Genomic DNA, 23778 nt, shown 5'->3' with positions numbered 1-23778 from the left:
TCTTAATTTCCGGTATATGCTGTGGCAGCTATTTGTCATTCTCTATGCCATTAAGAAAATGTGAATCTTTTGCATCATCCAATATCTGACTCCCTCGTTTACATTCGGCCAAAATTACTTCAAAGATACTAATTGCTTTACGTAAATCTCCTGTGCGCTCCAAGGTTAATTTTCCCAACTCAGCATTAATAGAGATAGTATTAAGTGGGTTACGCAAGTCATGTATAAATTGATTTTTTGTCATCGTCAGCACCTGTTCCCATTATCATTAAAGCCCTGCCTCACCATATGTATTTAAACGGTTATAAAGCGTCTTTAGACTAATGCCTAAAATATCTGCCGCTTGTTTTTTATCACCATCAAAATGTTCCAGCGTCGACTCAATAAGCTCACGTTCCACTTCCTCAACCGTTTTCCCGACTCGAATACCTGCAGCCGCATGAGCCTGTACTTTAGAGAAAGGGGATGTGAGCTTTTCAGGTAGAACTAATAGTTTTTTATCCTTATCAGCCATAATATAGGCGCGATGAATAGCATGACGCAGCTCCCGTACATTTCCCGGCCAATCGTAATCTATTAAGCGCCGCAGCGATTCATCACTAACGCCTATTTCACCATCATATTCACGATTAAAATTCGCCAAAAAATATCTCACTAGCAAAGGAATATCTTCTTTACGAGACCGCAATGGAGGAATATGAATTGGAAAAACGGCCAGACGGAAATACAAATCTTCTCGTAGGCAGCCCTGCTGGGCTATATCCTGTTCCGCACGATTGGTTGCCGAAATCACACGGCAATCAATATCCACTGTATTGATTGCGCCAACACGAGTAATTTTTTTCGACTCCAATGCGCGCAATAAATTTGGCTGAAGATCGACCGGCATTTCAGTTACTTCATCTAAGAATAATGTACCTTTACTGGCCTGTTCGAACACCCCAATTTTACGCTGTACAGCACCAGTAAATGCTCCCTTCTCATGCCCAAATAATTCACTACCAATAAGCTCACGCGAAAATGCACCGCAATTGGTGGCAACAAAATCACCATCCACATTACTTGCGTAGTGAATTGCTGCAGCCACCATCTCTTTACCTACACCACTTTCCCCCAGCAACATAACATTTGCGTTTGTTGTGGCCACACGCGCAATCATTTCATATAAATGCTGCATAGGTGCAGACTCACCCACCAAATAGTTGAAATGCAGTTCGCCTGATGGATTGCGAGAGGAAAAAGCTATTTTCTCGTCGAAAAGAGCTTCGAGCTGCTGCAGATCAATCGGCTTAATAAGGTAGCCAATATTTGAACCATAAAGATTTTTTACAATCGACTTAATAGAGGGGTGTCCGGTAATCAACGTAATTTTTGTTTTGCTATTTTCCGGTATATCTTCCAGTAGATGTAGCCCGCTACCATCGGGTAGAATGAGATCCAAAATCACATGTGTAAATTGATGATTAGACATCAATTTACGTGCTGCTACAACGCTATCCGCTGCAGTTACACTGTGCCCTAAGAGCTGCAACAATTGTACAGTTGCTTCCAAAAAACCCTTGTCATCGTCAACCAATAAAACGTCAGCCACGATTAAACTCCTCTCATTAGCCAGTCAGCATCCAAGCTCATTCTAGCATCAGCAGGATATTAAAAATCAGCACCAATTAATAACCTGACAATGAAAATCACCTTTTACACTTAATTACGACTTGCAACCTGAGGAAGGAGGAATGGCATTATGGAGGGCAGCAATAGTGTGCGTAACGCTCGCATCATAGCTCCCTGCCGCACAAGAAAAAAGGGAGCGACTGCACCAAGCGCAAACGGAGCCAATATAAACGCCACTAGAAAAGTACCTGACTTGGATTTTTTTGCACTGCGATTACACTGCTGCAGTAACGTAGACCTCTGCATCGCTAAACATTCATTTTTCTGTTGAATTTCTGTCATTAAACTCATTATTTATGCTCCGCACAAAACTAGCAATTTGATTGCGAGTATAAGGTAATGTCATACGTTTACGATATTGAAAAAATAGCCAACGGCATGAAATTAATAATAGAATTTGCAATAGAAATACGGCAAACAGACTTAAACCAGTATGCGCACTCAAAGCAAACACAAGCCACGCGATTAATCCTGAAAACGCGCACCAACTCAACAGAATAATCGGCATCATTAGCAGCCACAACATGATCAACTTTGGAAAACTTTTAACTGCCAGCAACATTTCTGCACCAGCAAGATCCATCAAATCGACTGCAAACTTACTAAACTGTTTACCCAATATTAGGGTTTGCTCCAAATCATCGACCCATTGCGGCTGAGCATTTTGATTTGAGCCTTCCTCTTGGGGCACTTGCGCCCCAAGAGGAATTTCATTAGGGTCATGGTTATTCATGACTCAGCCTTAATGGCGGCGTTGTAATAAATGCGAGACCAACCAGCCAGCAGCAAAAGCAACGCCGACAGTAACCAGCGGTCTCGCCTTTACTACCTCCTCTGCCTTCTCTTCCAATTCGACTGCTCGAGCCTTGCCCTCATTAAGGCGAACTTTGGCATTAGCGGCCGTCGCACTACCAATAGAGCCGACAGCATCGTAAATACTTGAAGTCGCCTCTTTAAATTGCGAGATGGCCTCTGCCATAGTGATATCATTTAATTTTTCATCGACCGCATTTTTAACAGATGTTTGAGTAGCCATGGATATTACCTCTTTTGTGTTGTTAAAAAAATTACCTCAGTGATATAAAAAAACTAAAGGCGACGCCTACCGAAAATTAAAGAAAGAACAAATAGCACAAGGAAAACAAAGAATAAAATTTGTGCGATTCCCGAAGCTGCACCTGCAATGCCGCCGAACCCTAAAAGGCCGGCAATGATTGCAACAATAAAAAAGACTAACGCATAATAAAGCATAATTCTCTCCTTTTAAGACTCATAAATTAACCTTCAATGCATTACCTTCAAGTAGCGTGCCAAACATAACCAAAAAGTACGATAACGCGCTGTTGACGTCATTCACAGCGATTGACGCCTTCATCAACCACTACAATTGCATTATTTTTTGCAAAACTTGCACTAATTGGAAAACTTTACAAGAAGCATTATTAAGCCTCCGCCCCTCTGCCTCCCAGCTATTAAGATAAATATGACCGGCTTAATCAAAATTAAAGTCCGAAAATAAAAACCTCTCAACAACTTTTCAGCCACACAATAGAACGTATAGAAAAATTACATTTCAATGTAAACCTTTCAAAGAAAATATTGGCTCTATTAAAAAAAGTAATGGATGGCCATACCTATTTTTATAGCAATTCCAATAACAGCAGTAACTTAGCTACAAAATTTTACTTTTGGCACAAAAAAAGCAGTGAGCTAATTATGCGCTTCACTCTGAACGCATCAATTCAACAATTTGTTCTATTGCGAAAGTTATTCAAAGGAGCACACCATGAAAAGTTCACTATTGAATTCGACTATTATGTCCGTTGGCACCATCGCTTTAATCACCTCACTGTCGGCAGCTGCAGATAACAGTGCCACCAATACAAATAGTGGTTATACGGACAAAAAGACGGCCGCTGAATTCTGGGCGGACTTTAAACAGGACAGCAAACAAACTTGGAAAGACAGTAAGTCGGCATTTAAAGATGGGTGGATTGAAAGCAAGCTGGAAACGGCCTTGATCCTTAACAGGTATTTGAATCCATTTGAAATCGATATTCGCGTCGACAATGACATCGCAACCCTGGAAGGAGAGGTAAGTTCAGATATTGAAAAAGAGCTTGCGGAAAATATTGCTTTAGGCGTCGAAGGCATTGATTCGGTGGATAACAAAATCACGGTAAATGCCAAATCAACAAAAGTTGCCGAATCCGCGCCCTCCAAAAGCCGCAATTTTTCACAATATGTAGACGATGTTACGACAACTGCCGCCATCAAAACTGAGTTACTGGCCTCTAAGAATGTGAAAGGTCTTGATATAAATGTAGACACCTTGAACAATAAGGTCACTCTAACTGGCAAGGTTACATCCGCAGAAGAGAAAGCACTGGCTCAAGCAATCGCAGCAAAACATGATGGCGTGAAAGGTGTTATTAACAACCTGCAGGTTAAGTCCTAAGAGGAGCGAGACAAGCAGAGTTCGGTAGCCACTGCGGGGGGGCAACCCCGCAGTCTCATTTAGCTTACTAAACTCTTTAAATTCAAAGACTTAATCGTCCATTGGCGCAGTACCCCACCCACCCGACCTCACCTCAAGTGTAATTTATTCTTTATCCCGCCACTTGAATGGTTTAGTCTTACCTTAACTGAAGCTGTACGAGACTCATATCCGCTTTGAACACTCACGTCATTAGCCCTGAACCTATTACTCACCAACTCAGCCTAGAACCAGGCGATAGTCGTCGCCTTGCCAGCCTTAATGGCTTACTTGGTCAGCACCTGCGCCAGATTGAAGAGCGCCTTGAGATTGAAATCCGCAATCGTGGTACAGAGTTTGAGCTGATCGGCTCCGCCAATGCCACGCGCGCCGCTGCCGAACTGTTACGCAACCTCTATAAGCACACTGAGCACAACGAGCTCACTCCCGATGAAGTGCACCTAGCACTGCAAACTTCAGGTATTGAACAACTTATGCAAGAACTCGATAACGCTGAGTCAACATCCGTTGAAACTCAAGCCAACTCCTCATCCACTGAAGACAGCAGCGATCAGGGAATCACTCTGATTCGCACCAAAAAGTGCACCATTAAACCGCGCGGCTTAAACCAACAGCGCTATGTACGCTCTGTACAAAAACACGACATTAACTTTGGTATTGGGCCAGCGGGTACCGGCAAAACTTACCTCGCCGTTGCCTGCGCCGTTGAAGCACTGCTAAAAAATGAAATAGAACGCATCTTGTTGGTACGCCCTGCAGTTGAAGCCGGTGAAAAACTAGGCTTCCTGCCCGGTGATCTTGCGCAGAAGGTTGATCCTTATCTGCGCCCACTTTACGACGCGCTATTTGAGATGCTCGGTTTTGATACCGTTGGCAAACTCATGGAACGTGGCGTGATTGAAGTAGCTCCTCTCGCATTTATGCGCGGGCGCACATTGAACAACTCCTTCGTCATTCTTGATGAAAGCCAAAACACAACGCGTGAACAAATGAAAATGTTCCTGACCCGAATTGGTTTTGGTACCACGGCAGTCATCACGGGCGACCCAACACAAATCGATTTGCCCCGCGGTATGGCCTCTGGCCTTCGGCATGCGATGGAAGTGCTTGATAAGGTCAATGGCATCAGCTTCACTAACTTTACCTCTAAAGATGTGGTACGCCACCCTATAGTGCAACGCATCGTAGAGGCCTACGAAGCATTTGATCAACAGCAGCCAAAGCAAGACTAAAAATGGCTCATCAAATCGATATTGAAAGCAACAGCCAAAGCCAGTTAATTCCCGACCTGAGCGATATTGAACGCTGGATCGGAGCAGCCCTGCAAAGTCAAGATCTTGAAAATACTGAAGTCAGTATTTATATCGTCGATGAAGAAGAAGGGCAGGAACTAAATTCGCAGTATCGTGGCAGAGATTATCCTACTAATGTGCTCTCCTTCCCTGCCGACATCCCTGAGGAAGTCGGCACTCCATTGCTAGGTGACCTAGTGGTGTGTGCTCCGGTTGTAGAGCGCGAAGCTCAAGAGCAGAACAAGGCCTTAGCCGCCCACTGGGCACATATGCTGGTGCACGGTACCCTGCACTTGATTGGCTTCGATCATATCGATGATGGCGAAGCTGAAGAAATGGAGTCACTGGAAACCCAAATCATCACCGGTTTGGGGTATCCTGCCCCCTATCAAGACATCACTGAAGAATAAAAAACCTTGGGAAATTACATCATGTCGGACGACCATCCGAGTAGCATCACTACTGAAAAACACGAACGATCATGGCTGGATAAATTGCTCCATGCATTCAGTGCGGAGCCTAAATCCCGCGATGAACTGCTGGAAATTATTAAAGATGCCGCTGATAACCAATTGCTGGATCAGGAAGCACTGAGCATTATCGAGGGCGCACTGGATGTGTCCTCGCTGCAAGCGCGCGAAATTATGGTACCGCGCTCACACATAGTTGCAATCCGCCTCGACGACACGCCTCAAGAATATTTGCCGCAACTTATCGAATCGGGTCATTCACGCTTTCCGGTTATCGGCGAAAATATTGACGATATAAAAGGCATACTGCTCGCTAAAGATCTGTTACCTCTCGCATTAAAAGGCACAGATAATTTTAATCTTGAAACCATTCTGCGCCCCGCCACCATCATTCCCGAAAGCAAACGCGTCAACGTACTGCTACGCGAGTTTCGCGAAAATCGCTACCACATGGCTCTAGTAATGGATGAGTATGGTGGCATTACCGGACTGCTCACCATTGAAGATATTCTGGAAGAAATTGTCGGCGAAATTGAAGATGAAACAGACGAACAAGAAGAAGCAACCGACTTTATCAAACGCGTCAGTGAAAATGATTACATCATTAAAGCCTTGACCCCCATCGAAGATTTCAACGATTTCTTCAATAAAGAATTCAGCGATGAAGACTTCGACACCATTGGCGGCATACTGATGCAAGAATTTGGTCACCTACCAAAACGCAATGAAGTTGTGCAAATGGACAATATGCAATTCCGCGTACTCTACGCTGATAATCGCCAAATTCACTTGTTGCGACTGACAGTGCTTAACGACTAAGTTAACTAAAGTGATATCAACAACAATCCCGCCAACCGGCGGGATTTTTTTAACCAGACAGATAACATCTATGCCAGATAAATTCCTCAATCTCCCAAACCCCTTAGCGCTATTTATCGCACTACTCTGCGGCGCATTAATTACACTGAGCTTTGCGCCATTCAATTTCTGGCCAATTACACTCCTCAGCCTGACGGCCCTCGCACTTCTATTAAAAGAACAATCGCTCAAATCTATTCTCTGGCGCAGCTTCGTGTTTGGCATAGGGCTTTACGGCGCAGGCATCCACTGGATTTATGTCAGCATCCATAACTTCGGCGGCGCATCTCCGATGCTTGCTGGTTTTTTGGTTTTTATATTTGCTTGTTTTATGGCAAGTATTTTTATGCTGCCCTTTTATATTTTTGGTCGCTGGTTTAATCGCCACTCACTCGGATTATTTGTTGCATTGCCTGCATGCTGGCTACTTGGAGAATGGATGCGCACTTGGTTGTTGACCGGGTTTCCCTGGTTATTTATAGGCTATGCGCATTTAGATACACCACTGGCGGGATGGGCGCCAATAACAGGGGTGATGGGCATCAGCTTTATTGTTGTAACGAGCGCCGCCGTGCTTGCCGAATGGATATGGAAAATAAAAGGCCAACCAACAAAAAAAATATCGCTAATTATTGCCAGTTTAAGCTGCGCGGCATTTTGGGCTGTTGGCACCAGCTTAAAAAACATCACATGGGCAGAGCCAGATACTGCGCCGATAAAAATCGGCATGGTGCAACCCAATATCGATCAGAGCACTAAACTCAGCTTTAATCAGGACACCACTATCGCCGCACTCGATCAATTGCGTGATCTCAGCACTAATTTATGGACGAACGATTGGGTAATCTGGCCAGAGGCAGCAATTCCGACATCGCTTACCTATCAGGATGCACTGCCTTTTTTAGAGGAAATGAACAGCAAAGCCAGCGAACACAGTTCAGCATTATTTACCGGTGTAATTTATGAAGACCGCGCCAAACAAAAATACTACAACTCCATCGCAGGGCTAGGTGAGGGCTATGGATTTTATCACAAGCGCCGGTTGGTTCCTTTTGGCGAATACGTACCTTTGGAAGATCAATTGCGCGGCCTGATTGAGTTTTTTAACCTGCCCACTTCATTTATTCATTTGGGGCCACAAGACCAGCATGGACTTATCGCAAAAGGAGTCCGTATCACCCCTGCAATTTGTTATGAAATTGTCTACCCGGATTTAATCGCCCAAGGAGCGAAAGAAACACAAGTGCTATTAAGCGTGAATAACCTCGGCTGGTTTCTCGACTCAATTCAGTCGAAACAATTTATGCAAATGGTACAAATGCGCGCACTTGAGACAGGCCGCTATCTGGTTTACAGCACCAACAATGGCCCCAGCGCGATTATCGACAACCACGGAAAAATCCTCAGCCACAGCGATTCATTCAAGGCGCAAACTTTTACTGGTGTGATTTATGCTGTAAAAGATTGGACACCGTTCATGGTGTACGGCAGCGGACCACTCGCTATATTGTCAATCCTGCTACTGTTAAGCCTAAGCATGCCGCAATTACTTAAGCGCGATACTGTGCACGAGGAACGACAATAAGTATTTCGAATGCAATAGCAATACTCGGGATGTAGTGCGGCAGTTTTACCGCTAAAGTAAACTAAATGCCATCACCCAAATATTGCCATGAATACTACCGCCACTAACGCAATTACTGACCCACGCTGGCCGCTATTGGGTGATGCAGGCGCTGACGGTCAATTTGTGTATGCCGTTATCACTACCGGTATTTACTGCCGCCCTGGCTGCCCGTCACGTCGCCCCAATCCCGACAATGTGCGCTTCTTTGCCGATTGCACTCAGGCAGAAGCAGCAGGCTTTCGCGCCTGTAAACGCTGCCATCCACAACACTTGAGCAGCAATGCGATACAAACACAGCGCATCATCAATCTATGCCGCTTTATTGAATCCTCCGAGCAGGAGCCCAGCCTTGCTCAGCTTGCAGAATATTCAGGCATCAGCAGTTATCATCTGCAGCGTTTGTTTAAAGCAGCAACGAACTTAACCCCCAAGGCCTACGCCAAAGCTCACCGCCATAAAACAGAACGCCCTGCTCCCACATCAAGGAAACTAGCTGCAATGACAATTTTTTTTGCGCTGGATAAATGCTCACTCGGTACTATTTTGGTCGCACAAAGCGAAAAAGGTATTTGCGCTGTATTGCTCGGCGATGAGCCGCAATATCTACTTGATGATTTGCAACAACGCTTTCCCTCCGCAGAACTTATTATGGGAAATTCAGCATTTCAAAAGATAGCCATGCAGATCATGCGTGCTGTCGAGCAACCACAACTGAAGGTGGATTTGCCGCTAGATATTCGCGGCACCGTGTTTCAGCAACAAGTATGGAAAACACTACGGCAAATTCCCGCTGGTGAAACACGCAGCTACGCCGAAATAGCAAAAGCGATAGGATCACCCAAGGCTGTACGTGCAGTTGCCGGTGCTTGCGCTGCCAATACCATAGCCGTCATTATTCCCTGCCACCGAGTAGTCCGCAGCGACGGCAACTTATCAGGGTATCGTTGGGGTATTGAGCGCAAACAAAAATTATTACAGACGGAAACAGAACACGCAAAATCATAAGTTTATGCCGACCTTCATCTGAAACGCTGAGATGAGCAGTTATCAACCAACAAATCAACGTGAGCGCTGCAGTGACTGTACACCACATATTAATTCAGCATGTAGGCTTGCGGCACTCATCAGGTATTTGGTGTTATTGTTAAACACAGTTGAAAAGCCCGATCAAACGCAACCCAAGCTTGGCTAGACACATTTTCACCTTGGCGCGCCCTTGTTGCGGCGCATTTATGGGCCATGCAAAAAACGAAAGAATTTTAACGCAAATAAAAAACCTCGAGCTTTTGGCGCGAGGTTTTTTTTAATCAAAAACGGGGAAGCTTGGTTATTTACACACTAAACAAAGCCGCACTATCCAAGCCTTGCTTTTCCATTATATCGCGCAGACGTTTCAATGCTTCCACTTGAATTTGACGAACACGCTCACGAGTCAAGCCTATTTCAAGCCCTACTTCCTCTAACGTACTCACTTCATATCCACGCAAGCCAAAACGGCGCGCAAGAACTTCACGTTGCTTTTCGGTTAACTCATCCAACCAATGATCAAGACTGGTAGTCAAATCCGCATCCTGTAACAGTGCCGCCGGATCTGATACATGAGTATCAGCAATGGTATCCACAATCGCGCGGTCTGAAGAATTTCCAATGGGGGCGTCAATTGAGGTAACGCGCTCATTCAAGCTCAGCATATGCTCAACATCAGCCACTGGCCTATCAAGCAACTTGGCAATTTCTTCCGGTGTTGGCTCATGATCTAGTTTTTGGGATAACTCGCGCGCTGCACGCAGATAAATATTCAACTCTTTAACAACATGAATTGGCAAACGGATTGTGCGAGTCTGATTCATAATCGCACGTTCGATAGTTTGGCGAATCCACCAAGTGGCATAGGTTGAAAAACGGAAGCCACGCTCTGGATCAAACTTCTCAACGGCACGAATCAAGCCCAAGTTCCCCTCCTCAATTAAATCGAGAAGCGCTAATCCACGGTTTACATAACGACGGGAGATTTTTACAACTAGACGAAGATTACTTTCGATCATACGCTTACGCGCTGCCTCTTCGCCCTTTAAAGCTTTGCGCGCGAAGAACACTTCTTCTTCGGCACTCAACAGAGGGGAAAATCCAATTTCATTTAGATATATCTGGGTAGCATCGAGTGTTTTGTTGTACTTATCATCAATGATTCGCTCACTTGAGCTCGATGATGAAGACTTGGGAGACTCATCTTCTTCGGCCAACAATAATTCTGCTTCATCCAAGTCTGCATCTGGAGCAATAAATACATCATCGCGATCAAATGTAGCTGTATCCCTATTTTGTATAGTCATTTTTCAGCCCCTTATATCAATTTTTATTTAACCGGCTGGCTTTTTTATAAGTCATCCAGCTCGCTCAAGCTGTACCTTTCACATAGATGCCATATGTTTTTAGGTATTATTCAAAAGTCCCGTTCTAACTTATGAATATGACACTTTAGCGTCGTGGCAGAAACTTTAATGGATCTACCGGGGTACCATCACGACGAATTTCAAAGTGAAGCTTTACTCTATCAGTACCACTTGAACCCATATCGGCAATTCTCTGTCCAACTTTAACAAAATCGCCCTCTTTTACTAACAACCTATCATTGTGAGCATAGGCACTAAGGAAGGTTTCATTATGCTTGACGATTAGTAGTTTGCCGTATCCGCGCAGCCCACTTCCAGAATACACAACCTGTCCAGCTGCCGCCGCCAGCACAGGCTCTCCCAATTTTCCGCCAAGATCAATACCCTTATTCAAGGCATTACTGCCCTGAAATGATGATAATAATGGCCCGGTTGCAGGCCAGCGCCATTGTGGTGCACCCCAAGCCTGTGATTTACCTGCGTTATTAGCTGCAACGTTTGTTTTATTTTCTTGACGGTTTAAATTGGTTACTGCCTTTACTGGAGGTCGTTTGGTATTGGCGTTCGACGCTTTGGCGATACTAGTAGCAGGTCCCGCCCTGCGAGTCCCAGCCTCATTGATATCAAGGCGAATCACTTGGGAAGGTCTGATAATATAAGGTGGAGAAATGCCATTATATTTAGCGAGAATTTCGTATTTCAAACCATAGCGCCAAGCAATAGAGAACAAGGTATCACCGGCAATAACTACATGTGTCTTAGGACGATCAGAAAGGCGCTGAGAGCGATCCAATACAGGAGCAGGAGAATGAGAGGCGCAGGAAGTAACCAGCAGCAAAGTGATCGATATTAAGAACACCCTTAATGATTTAACCCGGTTATTTGATGACACTTCCGACATGAAATCACTCAAGAGCTTAGGTTGCTTTTTGATCACCCTTATTCCATTTGGAACTTAATAATCGTAATTTATTTTAAAATTATCTAATATATTTATAAAAACATGCACGAAAAAGGAATCAACGAAACCAAAAAGCCGCGATAGTGAGTAAAAACGCACGATTTGAATTCATTATGACTCACAGGTAACACCGCCTATTTAAATCTTAGATTTAAGATTAAGTATTAACGGGAAGTGCCTGAAAGAAAAGGAACAAATTTTACTGGCTCTAATATTTGCGTAATATAGTTTTCGGTCTCACCATCACGCAAAATCAAATGCAATTGCTGCTCTCTCCCGCCTATAGGAATAACCAGAACGCCACTTGGCGCAAGCTGCTTTAACAACTCATCGGGAACGGCTTGCGGCGCTGCAGTACTGAGAATGGCGTCATAAGGCCCTGCTTCCGGCCAACCAAAACCGCCGTCTGCGTGACGCAACTGCACATTGCGCAACCCTAATTGGCGCAAGCGCTCGCGCGCTTTATCTTGTAGCGGCTTAATTCGTTCCACACTGTATACGTTCGGTACTAATTGGGCGAGAACACTAGTCTGATAGCCAGAACCAGTACCAACCTCCAGTACCTTATTGAGCCTGCCACCCGCAGCCCCCAACAATATTTCCGTCATACGCGCAACAATATAAGGTTGCGAAATAGTTTGGCCGTGGCCAATGGGAAGCGCAGTATCCTCATAGGCGCGATGAGAAAGCGCCTCATCCAAAAAAATATGGCGCGGCGTATTCAGCAATACATCCAACACCCGCATATTGGTTACGCCCTGATCGCGCAAACGCTGAATAAGACGCTCACGGGTGCGTAGCGAGGTCATACCTACACCTTGCATCAATAAGTTGGTCATCTTCAGATCTTCTCCTATGTATATCCAGCTGACGCAAACACAAAAATCAATACGAGCCACTGGCGCTGAAACACCCCAAACAGCAACTATAGCACGGGTTCTTATATTTCCCGCTAGATGGGAACAGGCTCCTCATTCGATTGAGACTGCAGCACAGCGAACTCATGCAGAATCGCTGTCGCAAACTCGCCTGCATCCAGTGAAAAATACAAAATGAGGTCATCTCCCTCCCAGACCGAGCGAGCATTGCGTGGCATCAATTGCAAAGCACGTCGTTCCTGCGATAAGCCGGCATGCTCAAGACCATCACACCACGCGGCCCAATCAGCCAATGCGTTTTGCTCCAACTCAAGCAACGCACCTGACACCAACGGTCGCCCCCTGCCCCACAATGGTCCAGATGGGTTGGGATTGATTTCACCGTCAATCTGATTAGCCCAGTTCTTGGCGAACACTCGCGCTGCCAATACCTGATTAAATAAATAGGAGCGTGCTGCAGATAACATCAGACCGCGCTTTTGTTTATCGCGATAACGTTTTCCACCAACAAGAATCGCTTCAGCCTCCTGCAAATTATTTCCACCTAAACCAAAACGTTGCTCACCAAAATAGTTGGGAACACCCTGTGTGAAAACACTATCGATTTTTTGTTGCAGTATACTTCGATCATCTGTTTGCACTTCACGCAAACGGATCACAAAATTATTTTGTTGATGTTCACCACGCCGCAATTTTGTTTGATGCCTGGAAACCGATAAAAGTTGGATGGACTCTGTATTCAATAATGTCCAATCTGGCTCAGGCGCTTTAGGAAGATAAACACTAAACCACTGGGCAGTTACTGCGTGACGATCTTTGCGCCCGCAATAACCCACATCAGTTACATTGACACCAGCAAGCTCAGCAATTTTTCCGGCGACCCAAGCAGTGTTTTCGCCGCGCTTACACACATGTAAAAAAACATGTTCGCCCGAGCCAGAAGGAACATAACCTAATTCTTCATCAACCTGAAAATCCTCTGGTTGCGCACGAAAAATAGCTGTTGCCGTTAACGCACCATAAGCGCGGGGAAATTCCAGTGAAAACTCAGTCACAATACAACTCACAATATAAAATTTTTAAACACATTGCCGAAAATCGACAATATATAAGTAAAATATAAATGCAGGATTAGCTACATTTTTCAAGCAAGACTACAGCATAACAAGCAATCCCCTCTTCCCGCCCAGTAAAACCCAAGCGTTCAGTAGTTGTTGCTTTAACATTGACTTGGGTTAATTCACTCTGTAAGTCCGCAGCAATAGTTTCGACCATACGAAAAATATAATTCGCCATACGCGGCGCCTGTGCAACTATTGTCATATCCGCGTTGGCAAGCCGCCAGCCCAACTGATTTACTTTTGCGTACACCATCCGCAACAAGGCACGACTATCTGCATTGCGGTATTGCATATCCGTATCGGGAAAATGTTTGCCTATATCACCCAATGCTGCAGCACCCAACAATGCATCACACAATGCATGCAACAGCACGTCCCCATCGGAGTGAGCTACTAAACCATGGTGATGCGGAATAACAACACCACCAATCACAATTTTATCGCCGGGACCAAAAGCATGGACATCATAGCCATGACCAATTCGCATAGACATAGAGTAATTCCGTAACTGTACTTAACTATTAATAAGGTGGGCTTGCTGCTGCAAAATTACAGCTGCTATTGCCAAATCTTCCGGGCGAGTAATTTTTATATTATCGCTGCGCCCCTTTACCATTAATGGTTGATGACCATACAACTCTAACGCAGAAGACTCATCGGTAATTAATTGGCCTTCCGCCAATCCACGCTGCAAACACTCACGCAATAATCCAAAACGAAACATTTGCGGTGTTTGAGCCTGCCATAATAAGCGTCGATCAATTGTGGTATCGATAACTGAGCTATTAACTTGTTTTAATGTGTCACTCACCGGCACACCTAAAATACCACCAACCGGATGATCACCTACCTGCTCGATCAAACGCAAAATACTCTGCTTATATACACAAGGACGAGCCGCATCATGCACCAACACCCAATCATTAGGTGATGCCTTATCTTGCAACTGATCAAGTGCATTTAATACTGAATTACAGCGCTCAGCACCGCCCACAACTCGGTGGATATGATTATTTTTTGCGAGAGGCAATTCACCCCAATAACTATCACTATCGCCTAGCGCCAAATAAATACCGGCAACATTAGGCAAGGTTAATAAGCGCTCCAACGTATGCTCAATGACGGTCTTTCCCGCAAGCGACAAATATTGCTTTGGGCAATTCACTCCCATTCGCGCACCGATGCCGGCAGCAGGCACAATAATCCAGTAGGAAGAGGTTTGAGGGGATGACAACTTATTCATGAGGGGACATCGAAATTGGATAGTTAATAAAAATGTAGCTATGGGTAACTACTGCTCTTCATCCAAAATCATAAAAAAAGTTTCGTCTTTTTTGATCAGGCCGATATCGTTACGCGCTCGCTCTTCGATAGTATCAAGGCCCGTTTTTAACTCTTCTACTTCAACGTCCAGAATGCGGTTACGTTCACGCATACGATCATTTTCAGCTTGTTGCAGTTTAATGTCGGCTTCCAAGCGGTGCGCTTGCGCCAAACTACCCTCGCCAATCCACAAACGATATTGCAGCCCGGCAAGTAATATTATTAATACACCCAGCAGCCATTTCATAACATTGAGCGATCTTTATAAACGTTAATTGCGAATTGATTATTATTGAACAAAACAAAGGCCGAATAACCGGCCTTTGTTTTTTTAATCAGTTTACGACTTGAATTCTGCACGGCCTTTATAAGGAGCAGCCGCACCCAATTCAGCTTCAATGCGCAACAGACGGTTGTACTTGGATACGCGATCTGAACGGCACAGAGAACCGGTTTTGATCTGACCCGCTGCAGTAGCCACAGCCAAATCAGCAATGGTGGTATCTTCGGTTTCACCTGAACGATGCGAAATAACGGCAGTGTAACCTGCATCTTGCGCCATTTTGATTGCGTCAAGCGTCTCAGACAAAGAACCAATTTGGTTAAACTTGATCAGAATAGAGTTAGCGATTTTTTTATCGATGCCCTCTTTCAAAATTTTGGTGTTGGTTACAAACAAATCATCACCAACCAATTGGATTTTGTGACCAATTTTTTGCGTTAAGTCAGCCCAGCCAGCCCAGTCGCTTTCATCTTTACCGTCTTCGATAGAAATGATTGGGTATTTAGCAGCCAAGTCAGCCAAATAATCAGAGAACTCATTAGTAGTAAATACACGGCCTTCGCCAGCCAAATCGTATTTTCCATCTTTGTAGAACTCGGTAGAGGCGCAATCCAATGCCAAGGTAACGTTATCGCCCAGCTTGTAGCCAGCTTTCTCTACTGCTTCAGCGATAATTTTCAACGCATCTTCGTTAGACGGTAGGTTTGGTGCAAAACCACCTTCATCACCTACTGAGGTGCTCAAACCTTTGTCGTGCAGAATTTTTTTCAAGGTGTGGAAAATCTCAGCGCCAACACGCAAAGCTTCAGCAAAAGTTTTTGCGCCTACTGGTTGCACCATAAACTCTTGAATATCAACGTTGTTATCAGCATGTTCGCCACCGTTGATGATGTTCATCATTGGAACTGGCATAGAGTATTTGCCAGGAGTGCCATTCAAGTCAGCAATGTGTGCATAGAGTGGTACTTTTTTGGAGATGGCAGCTGCTTTAGCATTTGCCAAAGATACAGCCAGAATGGCGTTTGCACCCAACACGGTTTTAAAGTCGGTGCCATCCGCTTTGATCATAGCGTTATCAAGCGCGCGCTGATCAAGCGAATCAAAACCCACAACCAAATTTTTAATGGTGGTGTTGATGTTATTAACTGCTTTTAAAACACCTTTGCCCAAATAACGTGATTTATCGCCATCGCGTAATTCCAACGCTTCACGCGAACCAGTAGAAGCACCTGATGGTGCAGTTGCAGAACCAATAGAACCATCTTCCAAAATCACTTCCGCCATAACGGTTGGATTGCCACGGCTATCCAAAATTTCAAAAGCTTTGATATCAACAATCTTAGTCATTCGTTTTCTCCAGAGTGTGTTTCTACAAAATCAGTTAGAGCCTACTAATTAATAAAAAGCTACTTAATATCGAGCGGTGGAAAATTTTTCACCACATCATCAATCATTTTCATTTGCTGCAGGAAAGGCTGTAACTTGTCGAGCGGCAAAGCGCTGGGGCCATCGCATTTAGCATTGTCAGGATCTGGATGAGCTTCTAAAAATAAACCAGCCAAACCAACTGCCATACCTGCACGTGCCAACTCGGCCACCTGATGACGGCGGCCGCTAGACGCTGCGCCCATCGGGTCGCGGCACTGCAGGGAGTGGGTCACATCAAAAATCACCGGAGCATTGCCGCTAACTTCGCGCATAGTGCGGAAACCGAGCATATCGACCACCAAATTGTCGTAGCCAAAGTTGGTACCGCGATCACAAAGAATGATTTTATCATTGCCGCATTCGCCAAACTTTTCGACGATGTTTTTCATTTGCCCAGGGCTTAAAAACTGCGGCTTTTTGATGTTAATCACCGCACCGGTTTTGGCCATAGCGACAACCAAATCGGTTTGACGCGCGAGAAAAGCTGGCAACTGGATCACATCGCAAACCTCTGCGACGGGTTTGCACTGTTCAATTTCATGCACATCGGTGATAACAGGGATATTAAAGGTTTGTTTGATTTCCTGAAAAATCTTCAAGCCTTCTTCCATACCAGGACCGCGATAAGAATGGATCGATGAACGATTTGCTTTATCAAACGAGGCTTTAAAAACGTAGGGAATGGCGAGTGCTTGAGTTGCCCGCACATAGGCTTCAGCTACTTGCATCGCCATGTCGCGCGACTCAAGTACATTCATGCCGCCGAACAATACAAATGGCAATGAGTTGCCAACGCTCAAACTGCCCACTTTTACAATTTGCTGAGACACATGTATTCCTTTCAGAATAGTTTTAACTTTCGTTGATGAATTGTATAAAAAGGGGCGCAGCTATGTGCGCCCCTCAAACTATTTTTTATTTGCCAGTGCCGCTGCTACAAACGCAGTAAACAATGGGTGGCCGTCACGCGGTGTCGAGGTAAATTCCGGGTGGAATTGACATGCCACAAACCAAGGGTGGTCAGGAATCTCGACCATTTCAACCAAGGTATCATCTGCAGACCAACCGCCAATTTTCAAACCCGCTTTTTGTAGTTGATCAACATAATTGTTGTTCACTTCATAGCGATGACGGTGACGCTCAACAATAACGTCTGCACCATAAACATTGCGTGCATTTGAACCAGCGACCAAACGACACTCCTGCGCACCTAAACGCATAGTTCCGCCAAGATCGGAAGACTCATCGCGCTTTTCTACTTCGCCGTCAGAGGTGATCCATTCTGTAATCAAACCAATAACAGGGTGTGGAGAATTGCGATCAAACTCGGTTGAATTCGCCCCTTTTAGACCCAGCACATTGCGCGCAAATTCAATAACAACCGATTGCATCCCCAAACAAATGCCCAGATAAGGCACTTTGTTTTCACGGGCATATTGCACGGCCATTAATTTACCTTCTACGCCGCGCTCACCAAATCCGCCTGGAACCAAGATGGCATCTGCATCACTTAAAATGCCAACACCTTCATTTTCAACGCGTTCAGCATCAATGTAATTAATGTTTACTTTGGTATGGGTATGAATGCCTGCGTGTGTCAATGCTTCTATTAATGATTTATAAGCATCTAACAATTCCATGTATTTACCAACCATGGAAATGGTAATGGAATTAACAGGATTCAATTTACCTTCTACTACTTTATCCCACTCGCTCAAATCAGCTTCAGGACATTGCAGCCCCAACAATTCAACAGCAATTTGATCTAAACCATAACTTTGCAGCAAGCGTGGAATTGAATAAATTGTATCGGCGTCGGGAAGCGGCACAACTGCGCGCTCAGCAACGTTGGTAAACAAGGAGATTTTGCGGCGTGAATCTTCATCCACCAAGCGCTCGGAGCGACACAACAAAATATCGGGTTGCAAACCAATGGAGCGCAGCTCTTTTACCGAGTGCTGGGTTGGCTTGGTTTTGGTCTCACCGGCAGTGGCGATATAAGGCACCAGAGTCAAATGCATCAGCAATGCTCGCGAACCCATCTCTACTTTCAACTGACGCACAGCTTCCAGGAAAGGTTGCGACTCGATATCACCAACGGTACCACCAATCTCAACCAGCGCGACATCAACATCGCGGCCACCCTCAAGGATACGGCGCTTGATCTCATCAGTAATATGAGGGATAACTTGCACGGTGCCACCAAGATAATCACCGCGACGCTCTTTACGTAAAACGGTCTCGTAAACCCGCCCAGTGGTAAAGTTATTACGGCGAGTCATTTTAGTGCGAATAAAGCGCTCATAATGCCCCAAGTCCAAATCGGTCTCGGCACCATCTTCGGTTACAAACACCTCGCCATGTTGGAACGGGCTCATAGTGCCCGGATCTACGTTGATATAGGGGTCGAGCTTCATAATGGTTACTTTGAGGCCACGAGCCTCAAGAATAGCCGCGAGAGAAGCCGAGGCGATGCCTTTGCCCAATGAGGAAACAACACCACCTGTTACGAATATATAGCGCGTCATGTAAAACCTGATTAACTGTGAAAATGCGGAGCGGATTGGAGATAAATGCCAACAGCAGCACTCGTTAGAGGCAGGGGGGATTTATCGTTCAGGACGGGGCGCCAGAGTAACAGAAAGGCCTTTTCGGCTCAACGAAAAGCTCGCCCAAGTATCAAAACCTGAGCCTTGATGAATGGATTCGGACAAATAAACAACAAAATAACAAGCAACAAAACCGTCTAAAAATCACCATCCACATCAGAGGCTGCAACAAACACAGCCTGAATATGCTTGGAGGCAAAACCGCGGGAGTGCAAAAACCGCATCTGCTTGGCTCGCTCGCGGGCATCTGCAGGTGTGGCGCCACGGAATTTTCTGCTCCAAACATCGCGTACGAGCTCAAACCACAAAGAGTCCGCATCATCGACAAATTGGGCAATCAGCTCAGGGGCAACACCCTTTTCACGCAGCTCCATTTTGATTACAACAGGGCCTTTGCCCTGCCGTTGACGCATGGATACAAAGGCCTGACAGAAACGCTCATCTGATTGCAGGTTCTGCTCAACCAACCCACTAACAGCCTTATCAATCAGCTCCGAAGATGAAAATTTTCGCCCCAGCTTTTCTTTTAACTCTTTTACGGAGTGTTCACGCAGCGCCAAAAAGCTCATAGCACTAAAGCGAATATCACTGAGTGTAAATGGTGCTTGCTGCATAAGGATAACTATGCCCCCATAAAAATGGCCGCAAACGCGGCCACTTGGATAAAGGTACTCGCGCTTTAATTAACTGGCGGAAATTGACTAATAACTTCAGTAACAGCACGACTCAACACTTCCCGTTGCTGTTGTGGCGCCATGCTACGACTCAACCGTTTCTCGGAAACACCACGCCAAATAGGCTTTTCGGTTTTGGCATCGGCAATATCAATAATCAAGCTGCCTTGATTATATACACGCAACCCCGCACCAGGGCCACGAAAAAATGGATATGGGTAGCGATAACCCCGCCCGTAGTAACCAAAACCATAAAGATCATCGTAACTACGCGGATCAAGTTTTTCCTCGATTACCACATGATAGCTCACAATGAAATCTGGCTTTGCTGTGATAGATATACTCTGGTAACGCTTGGCCAGCTCAGCCTCTAACGCGGAGTGAATATGACTCAAGGTGAACGGGGATATTAAAATATTGTCTTTGCTGTCTTGCTTTGTCTCAGCAACAGCAAAGGTCTTTAGCGATGAAAAATCGAAATCAGCCTGATGATCAGTTTCCACTTTAGGCTGCACTGTGCAGCCAGCAAAAACCAAAGTACTTAACACTACCAACAACATACTCAATTGCTTCATCACAAACACACCCCTTATCGCCAATCCGATTATCAAATATCACCTAAACGCCTGCAGATTCCGCCTAGCCACCACACCATGAACTGCCAATGAGGATTGCACTACAGCATAGTGAGCGGCACCGGGGGATGCAAGGAAACTATTTAATACAAAAAAACCTTCGTTGCGCACAAGCAAACGAAGGTTTTTTAGAGAACTACTGAAACTTAGGCCTCCGCATCTTCCGTTACTTCGCCACCACCTGGGCTCAATGAGAGCGCAGGAGTAGCCAAAAGTTCCGTTCTGACTTTAAGCTCCAGCTCTTTGGCGATAACCGGATTTTCCTGCAAAAACTTCATTACATTGTTTTTGCCCTGACCAATTTTGTTACCTTGATAACTGTACCAAGCACCAGCTTTATCAATTAGACCCAGCTTCACACCGTAATCAACGATCTCCCCCATGCGGTTAATGCCCATACCATAAAGAATCTGAAACTCTGCCTGCTTAAAGGGAGGCGCGACCTTGTTCTTCACCACTTTTACGCGAGTCTCAGAACCAATTACCTCTTCGCCCTCCTTAACAGCTCCGGTCCGACGAATATCCAAGCGCACTGATGCGTAAAATTTAAGTGCATTACCACCTGTAGTGGTTTCAGGATTGCCGAACATAACACCGATTTTCATGCGAATCTGGTTGATGAAAATCACTAGACAGTTAGCATTTTTGATGTTGCCAGTGATTTTGCGCAGCGCCTGCGACATCAACCGCGCCTGCAAGCCCACATGGTGATCACCCATCTCGCCTTCAATTTCAGCGCGCGGCGTTAATGCAGCAACAGAGTCAATAACCAATACATCCACCGCACCGGAGCGCACCAGCATATCCGTAACTTCTAGTGCCTGCTCACCGGTATCTGGCTGGGAGATAATCAAATCCTCAACGTTGACGCCAAGTTTGGATGCATAAATAGGATCTAAAGCATGCTCGGCATCGATAAACGCACAGGTACCACCGGCACGCTGAGCCTCAGCAATAACCTGCAGTGTCAGAGTTGTTTTGCCAGAGGATTCAGGGCCGTAGATTTCGATAATCCGACCTTTAGGCAGACCGCCAATCCCCAAAGCCACATCAAGACCAAGGGATCCGGTAGAAATTGCAGGAATGGCGACCTGTTCTTTGTCGCCCATACGCATCACAGTACCCTTACCAAATTGACGCTCAATCTGACTCAGTGCGGCCTGCAGCGCCTTCTCTTTATTCGCATCCATCTGACACCTCAACATAAAAATAATGAAACACATTGTTATGAAATTGCGATGAGTTCTATCGAACCATGCCATCTAGCAGCTCTTTTAGGCTACTCAGGTAGACTCAAAATCACACCATTAGGGATAGCATACAGCAAAAAACTGTATGTGCAAACAGTACTAGCATTTTATACAGTATTTTGTGCAGTACTTATTGATTCAGCCCCTTAAATTCTCCAGTAAAGTTTACATCGGTAACATCGCCGTTGGATGTCATCAATATATACAACGTTTTCTGCTCAGCATCATTTGTCACGGTAACTATGTAAAAGCCGTCGCCATTTCGATGCAGCTTGGCATTTTTGGCAGGCACGCTACGCCAGCTTTCTGGAAGCTTACCAAAATCATATCCGGCGTCTTTTTGAGTTAACTGCACAGCATAGTCTTGCCCGACCACTACCGCAGCAGGCTCAGTAATAAAACTATGGTCATGCCCCTCATGCGCCATTACCACTGAAACACTACATAGAGTATTTAACAACAAAGCGGACACGAGATTTTTCATCATTTCTATTCCTGCGAAAAGTAAAGTTCAGACATTTTAAGGGCTTGTAACTATATCAATAAATGCCTAAGTCTGTTGGGAAGAAGATCGCACACAGTTGCGTTTATTCAGCCAAAACGGCATATCTATCAGCAGCGCAAGCATCATCCAAGCTGTGAAATAATGCCAAAATCTGGTGGGATTATTTCCTCGATCCCACCCGAAACTCACCCTACTCTACTGTTCAGAACATTAAGGATTCTCAATGTTCTTTGAAGGCGCTTGGTTGCATTCGGTAGCCAAGCCGTGTTGTTAATCATTAGAAGGAGTTTCGTTATGAAGCCGCAATTTTTATTTAGGCTGGCAACAGCCTGTTCCCTGTTTCTATCCAGTCAAACTCTTATGGCTCACGGTGCTGCCGATGCCGATGCAGGTGGTCTGCGTGAATTAATGGCGCAAAGTGCCGCAGTGGCTTATGGCAAGGTAGTAGATGTCCAATACCGCAATTCCGAGCCTACCCGCGAAGAACCCAACGGCATTCCCCACACATTTGTAACCTATGAAATAGGAAAAGTATTTCGCGGTTATCTACCAGAAAAAATTACGCTGCGTATTCCCGGCGGGGCGGATGGCAGCGGCGGCGCTTACATCGAGACCACTGCCCCCACCTTTGCCCGAGGTGAATCCGATGTATTGTTTATTCCCGGCGGCGAACCTGGCGACTGTCAATTAGTTAATTGTGTAGAAGGCCGTTTTCGCGTGATCGATGAACGTATCTACAGCGGATTTGGTGTGCCTTTAGTGGCCGCAGAAAAATCGCTGGAATTTGGTGGCAAGCCGCGCTTTGACGTCAACACCATGGAAATGCCCCGCCCTAATTTCGATAGAGTCATTAAACAACCTGATGCTGCGCGCTGGATTGAAGCAAATAAAATTGATGCCAAAGGCTTAGCAGATCTGCGCAAAAAATATGAAGCAGAGGCACCGGCGACTTATCAAATCGCGATGAATGTCGAAGGCTATACCAAAGCCGATGATTATTCCGGGGAAGCGCTCGCTCAGGTCATTAAGAAATATCGCGAGCCGCTAATCACCGATGAGTTTTTTGCTCTGATCGAACACTTCAATGCGGAACTCGGTCAACCCGAACAAAAGTTCGTTATGGCTAACGCGAAGCTAGCCTTTACTGTAAAACCTCCCGTAGCGGAAACAGTAAAAGAAATTACAGTCGCAGAACCAAAACCCAGCGCCGAAGAATTGAAATTTCGCGAACAAGCAGAAAGATCTGTAAGCAAGGCCGCTACAACCTCAACATTAACCGTTAAGTAATATAAGGAGAGACATC

Annotated in this window: 26 protein-coding genes; 7 read left to right on the top strand and 19 right to left on the bottom strand. The window is 45.3% G+C overall.

Annotation, left to right across the window (positions count from 1 at the left end; translation table 11 throughout):
• Positions 1-28 precede the first annotated feature (28 nt).
• From AC2CG4_RS02590 to AC2CG4_RS02570, 5 genes are all read right to left on the bottom strand, one after another.
• Complete coding sequence (locus AC2CG4_RS02590) at positions 29-244, bottom strand: histidine kinase dimerization/phospho-acceptor domain-containing protein (protein ID WP_484484767.1); 216 nt, start codon at positions 242-244, stop codon at positions 29-31.
• A gap of 24 nt (positions 245-268) precedes the next feature.
• Positions 269-1591 (bottom strand): sigma-54-dependent transcriptional regulator, encoded by a 1323-nt coding sequence (locus tag AC2CG4_RS02585; RefSeq protein ID WP_484484766.1) that lies wholly within the window; start codon positions 1589-1591, stop codon positions 269-271.
• 336 nt (positions 1592-1927) lie between these two features.
• Positions 1928-2404, bottom strand: coding sequence for a hypothetical protein (locus AC2CG4_RS02580; RefSeq protein WP_484484765.1), 477 nt, complete (start codon positions 2402-2404; stop codon positions 1928-1930).
• A gap of 9 nt (positions 2405-2413) precedes the next feature.
• Entirely contained in the window at positions 2414-2707 is a 294-nt protein-coding gene (locus tag AC2CG4_RS02575) for a hypothetical protein (RefSeq protein ID WP_484484764.1), read from the bottom strand.
• Positions 2708-2760: 53 nt separating this feature from the next.
• Positions 2761-2922, bottom strand: a complete 162-nt coding sequence (locus AC2CG4_RS02570) for a DUF1328 domain-containing protein (RefSeq protein ID WP_484484763.1) — start codon at positions 2920-2922, stop codon at positions 2761-2763.
• A 535-nt stretch (positions 2923-3457) separates the two neighbouring features.
• On the opposite strand from AC2CG4_RS02570, the gene AC2CG4_RS02565 reads away from it, so the two are divergent.
• The 6 genes from AC2CG4_RS02565 (at position 3458) to AC2CG4_RS02540 (ending at position 9420) form a co-directional block, all read left to right on the top strand.
• Entirely contained in the window at positions 3458-4129 is a 672-nt protein-coding gene (locus AC2CG4_RS02565) for a BON domain-containing protein (RefSeq protein WP_484484762.1), read from the top strand.
• Between the two features lie 215 nt (positions 4130-4344).
• Positions 4345-5400: a PhoH family protein gene (locus tag AC2CG4_RS02560; protein WP_484484761.1), complete on the top strand. Its 1056-nt coding sequence runs from the start codon at positions 4345-4347 to the stop codon at positions 5398-5400.
• Between the two features lie 2 nt (positions 5401-5402).
• The gene (gene ybeY / locus AC2CG4_RS02555; protein ID WP_484484760.1) at positions 5403-5870 is read left to right on the top strand and encodes an rRNA maturation RNase YbeY; all 468 of its coding nucleotides are present in this window, start codon (positions 5403-5405) and stop codon (positions 5868-5870) included.
• 21 nt (positions 5871-5891) lie between these two features.
• On the top strand, positions 5892-6749 hold the full coding sequence (locus AC2CG4_RS02550; RefSeq protein WP_484484759.1) for an HlyC/CorC family transporter: 858 nt from the start codon (positions 5892-5894) through the stop codon (positions 6747-6749).
• Between the two features lie 70 nt (positions 6750-6819).
• A complete protein-coding gene (gene lnt / locus AC2CG4_RS02545; protein WP_484484758.1) occupies positions 6820-8373 on the top strand; it encodes an apolipoprotein N-acyltransferase in 1554 nt (517 codons plus the stop codon).
• A gap of 87 nt (positions 8374-8460) precedes the next feature.
• Positions 8461-9420 carry a bifunctional transcriptional activator/DNA repair enzyme AdaA gene (locus AC2CG4_RS02540; RefSeq protein ID WP_484484757.1) on the top strand — a complete coding sequence of 320 codons (960 nt, stop codon included), beginning with the start codon at positions 8461-8463 and terminating at the stop codon, positions 9418-9420.
• A 326-nt stretch (positions 9421-9746) separates the two neighbouring features.
• On the opposite strand, the gene rpoS is transcribed toward AC2CG4_RS02540, so the two are convergent.
• From rpoS to AC2CG4_RS02470, 14 genes are all read right to left on the bottom strand, one after another.
• Positions 9747-10748 carry an RNA polymerase sigma factor RpoS gene (gene rpoS, locus AC2CG4_RS02535; RefSeq protein WP_484484756.1) on the bottom strand — a complete coding sequence of 334 codons (1002 nt, stop codon included), beginning with the start codon at positions 10746-10748 and terminating at the stop codon, positions 9747-9749.
• 145 nt (positions 10749-10893) lie between these two features.
• On the bottom strand, positions 10894-11667 hold the full coding sequence (locus AC2CG4_RS02530; RefSeq protein WP_484484857.1) for a peptidoglycan DD-metalloendopeptidase family protein: 774 nt from the start codon (positions 11665-11667) through the stop codon (positions 10894-10896).
• Between the two features lie 266 nt (positions 11668-11933).
• Complete coding sequence (locus AC2CG4_RS02525; protein ID WP_484484755.1) at positions 11934-12608, bottom strand: protein-L-isoaspartate(D-aspartate) O-methyltransferase; 675 nt, start codon at positions 12606-12608, stop codon at positions 11934-11936.
• Between the two features lie 113 nt (positions 12609-12721).
• Positions 12722-13702 (bottom strand): tRNA pseudouridine(13) synthase TruD, encoded by a 981-nt coding sequence (gene truD, locus AC2CG4_RS02520; protein ID WP_484484754.1) that lies wholly within the window; start codon positions 13700-13702, stop codon positions 12722-12724.
• 76 nt (positions 13703-13778) lie between these two features.
• The gene (gene ispF / locus AC2CG4_RS02515) at positions 13779-14255 is read right to left on the bottom strand and encodes a 2-C-methyl-D-erythritol 2,4-cyclodiphosphate synthase (RefSeq protein WP_484484856.1); all 477 of its coding nucleotides are present in this window, start codon (positions 14253-14255) and stop codon (positions 13779-13781) included.
• Positions 14256-14282: 27 nt separating this feature from the next.
• Positions 14283-15011, bottom strand: coding sequence for a 2-C-methyl-D-erythritol 4-phosphate cytidylyltransferase (gene ispD / locus AC2CG4_RS02510; protein WP_484484753.1), 729 nt, complete (start codon positions 15009-15011; stop codon positions 14283-14285).
• Between the two features lie 48 nt (positions 15012-15059).
• Positions 15060-15338 carry a septum formation initiator family protein gene (locus tag AC2CG4_RS02505; RefSeq protein WP_062067145.1) on the bottom strand — a complete coding sequence of 93 codons (279 nt, stop codon included), beginning with the start codon at positions 15336-15338 and terminating at the stop codon, positions 15060-15062.
• A 93-nt stretch (positions 15339-15431) separates the two neighbouring features.
• The gene (gene eno, locus AC2CG4_RS02500) at positions 15432-16721 is read right to left on the bottom strand and encodes a phosphopyruvate hydratase (protein ID WP_484484752.1); all 1290 of its coding nucleotides are present in this window, start codon (positions 16719-16721) and stop codon (positions 15432-15434) included.
• Between the two features lie 59 nt (positions 16722-16780).
• The gene (kdsA, locus tag AC2CG4_RS02495; RefSeq protein ID WP_484484751.1) at positions 16781-17632 is read right to left on the bottom strand and encodes a 3-deoxy-8-phosphooctulonate synthase; all 852 of its coding nucleotides are present in this window, start codon (positions 17630-17632) and stop codon (positions 16781-16783) included.
• A 78-nt stretch (positions 17633-17710) separates the two neighbouring features.
• On the bottom strand, positions 17711-19330 hold the full coding sequence (pyrG, locus tag AC2CG4_RS02490) for a CTP synthase (protein WP_484484750.1): 1620 nt from the start codon (positions 19328-19330) through the stop codon (positions 17711-17713).
• Between the two features lie 218 nt (positions 19331-19548).
• Entirely contained in the window at positions 19549-20025 is a 477-nt protein-coding gene (locus tag AC2CG4_RS02485; protein WP_484484749.1) for a regulatory protein RecX, read from the bottom strand.
• A gap of 65 nt (positions 20026-20090) precedes the next feature.
• The gene (locus AC2CG4_RS02480; protein ID WP_484484748.1) at positions 20091-20588 is read right to left on the bottom strand and encodes a DUF4136 domain-containing protein; all 498 of its coding nucleotides are present in this window, start codon (positions 20586-20588) and stop codon (positions 20091-20093) included.
• A gap of 278 nt (positions 20589-20866) precedes the next feature.
• On the bottom strand, positions 20867-21910 hold the full coding sequence (recA, locus tag AC2CG4_RS02475) for a recombinase RecA (RefSeq protein WP_484484747.1): 1044 nt from the start codon (positions 21908-21910) through the stop codon (positions 20867-20869).
• Positions 21911-22100: 190 nt separating this feature from the next.
• Positions 22101-22457: a DUF6488 family protein gene (locus tag AC2CG4_RS02470; protein WP_484484746.1), complete on the bottom strand. Its 357-nt coding sequence runs from the start codon at positions 22455-22457 to the stop codon at positions 22101-22103.
• Between the two features lie 312 nt (positions 22458-22769).
• Between AC2CG4_RS02470 and AC2CG4_RS02465 the strand changes: the two genes are divergently transcribed.
• Positions 22770-23762 carry a hypothetical protein gene (locus tag AC2CG4_RS02465; RefSeq protein ID WP_484484745.1) on the top strand — a complete coding sequence of 331 codons (993 nt, stop codon included), beginning with the start codon at positions 22770-22772 and terminating at the stop codon, positions 23760-23762.
• Positions 23763-23778: the final 16 nt, after the last annotated feature.

This window comes from Cellvibrio sp. ATLC23, from assembly GCF_057196725.1.
This window is presented reverse-complemented; position numbering and strand designations above follow the sequence as displayed.

Excerpts from the sequence above, each read along its gene's own strand:
- AC2CG4_RS02505 (WP_062067145.1), bottom strand. The coding sequence starts at position 15,338 with ATGAAATGGCTGCTGGGTGTATTAATAATATTACTTGCCGGGCTGCAA.
- AC2CG4_RS02470 (WP_484484746.1), bottom strand. The coding sequence starts at position 22,457 with ATGATGAAAAATCTCGTGTCCGCTTTGTTGTTAAATACTCTATGTAGT.
- AC2CG4_RS02570 (WP_484484763.1), bottom strand. The coding sequence starts at position 2,922 with ATGCTTTATTATGCGTTAGTCTTTTTTATTGTTGCAATCATTGCCGGC.
- ispF (WP_484484856.1), bottom strand. The coding sequence starts at position 14,255 with ATGCGAATTGGTCATGGCTATGATGTCCATGCTTTTGGTCCCGGCGAT.
- AC2CG4_RS02525 (WP_484484755.1), bottom strand. The coding sequence starts at position 12,608 with ATGACCAACTTATTGATGCAAGGTGTAGGTATGACCTCGCTACGCACC.
- rpoS (WP_484484756.1), bottom strand. The coding sequence starts at position 10,748 with ATGACTATACAAAATAGGGATACAGCTACATTTGATCGCGATGATGTA.
- lnt (WP_484484758.1), top strand. The coding sequence starts at position 6,820 with ATGCCAGATAAATTCCTCAATCTCCCAAACCCCTTAGCGCTATTTATC.
- ybeY (WP_484484760.1), top strand. The coding sequence starts at position 5,403 with ATGGCTCATCAAATCGATATTGAAAGCAACAGCCAAAGCCAGTTAATT.
- AC2CG4_RS02485 (WP_484484749.1), bottom strand. The coding sequence starts at position 20,025 with ATGCAGCAAGCACCATTTACACTCAGTGATATTCGCTTTAGTGCTATG.
- AC2CG4_RS02575 (WP_484484764.1), bottom strand. The coding sequence starts at position 2,707 with ATGGCTACTCAAACATCTGTTAAAAATGCGGTCGATGAAAAATTAAAT.
- recA (WP_484484747.1), bottom strand. The coding sequence starts at position 21,910 with ATGGATGCGAATAAAGAGAAGGCGCTGCAGGCCGCACTGAGTCAGATT.
- pyrG (WP_484484750.1), bottom strand. The coding sequence starts at position 19,330 with ATGACGCGCTATATATTCGTAACAGGTGGTGTTGTTTCCTCATTGGGC.
- AC2CG4_RS02590 (WP_484484767.1), bottom strand. The coding sequence starts at position 244 with ATGACAAAAAATCAATTTATACATGACTTGCGTAACCCACTTAATACT.
- ispD (WP_484484753.1), bottom strand. The coding sequence starts at position 15,011 with ATGAATAAGTTGTCATCCCCTCAAACCTCTTCCTACTGGATTATTGTG.
- AC2CG4_RS02465 (WP_484484745.1), top strand. The coding sequence starts at position 22,770 with ATGAAGCCGCAATTTTTATTTAGGCTGGCAACAGCCTGTTCCCTGTTT.
- AC2CG4_RS02540 (WP_484484757.1), top strand. The coding sequence starts at position 8,461 with ATGAATACTACCGCCACTAACGCAATTACTGACCCACGCTGGCCGCTA.
- AC2CG4_RS02580 (WP_484484765.1), bottom strand. The coding sequence starts at position 2,404 with ATGAATAACCATGACCCTAATGAAATTCCTCTTGGGGCGCAAGTGCCC.
- AC2CG4_RS02550 (WP_484484759.1), top strand. The coding sequence starts at position 5,892 with ATGTCGGACGACCATCCGAGTAGCATCACTACTGAAAAACACGAACGA.
- AC2CG4_RS02565 (WP_484484762.1), top strand. The coding sequence starts at position 3,458 with ATGAAAAGTTCACTATTGAATTCGACTATTATGTCCGTTGGCACCATC.
- eno (WP_484484752.1), bottom strand. The coding sequence starts at position 16,721 with ATGACTAAGATTGTTGATATCAAAGCTTTTGAAATTTTGGATAGCCGT.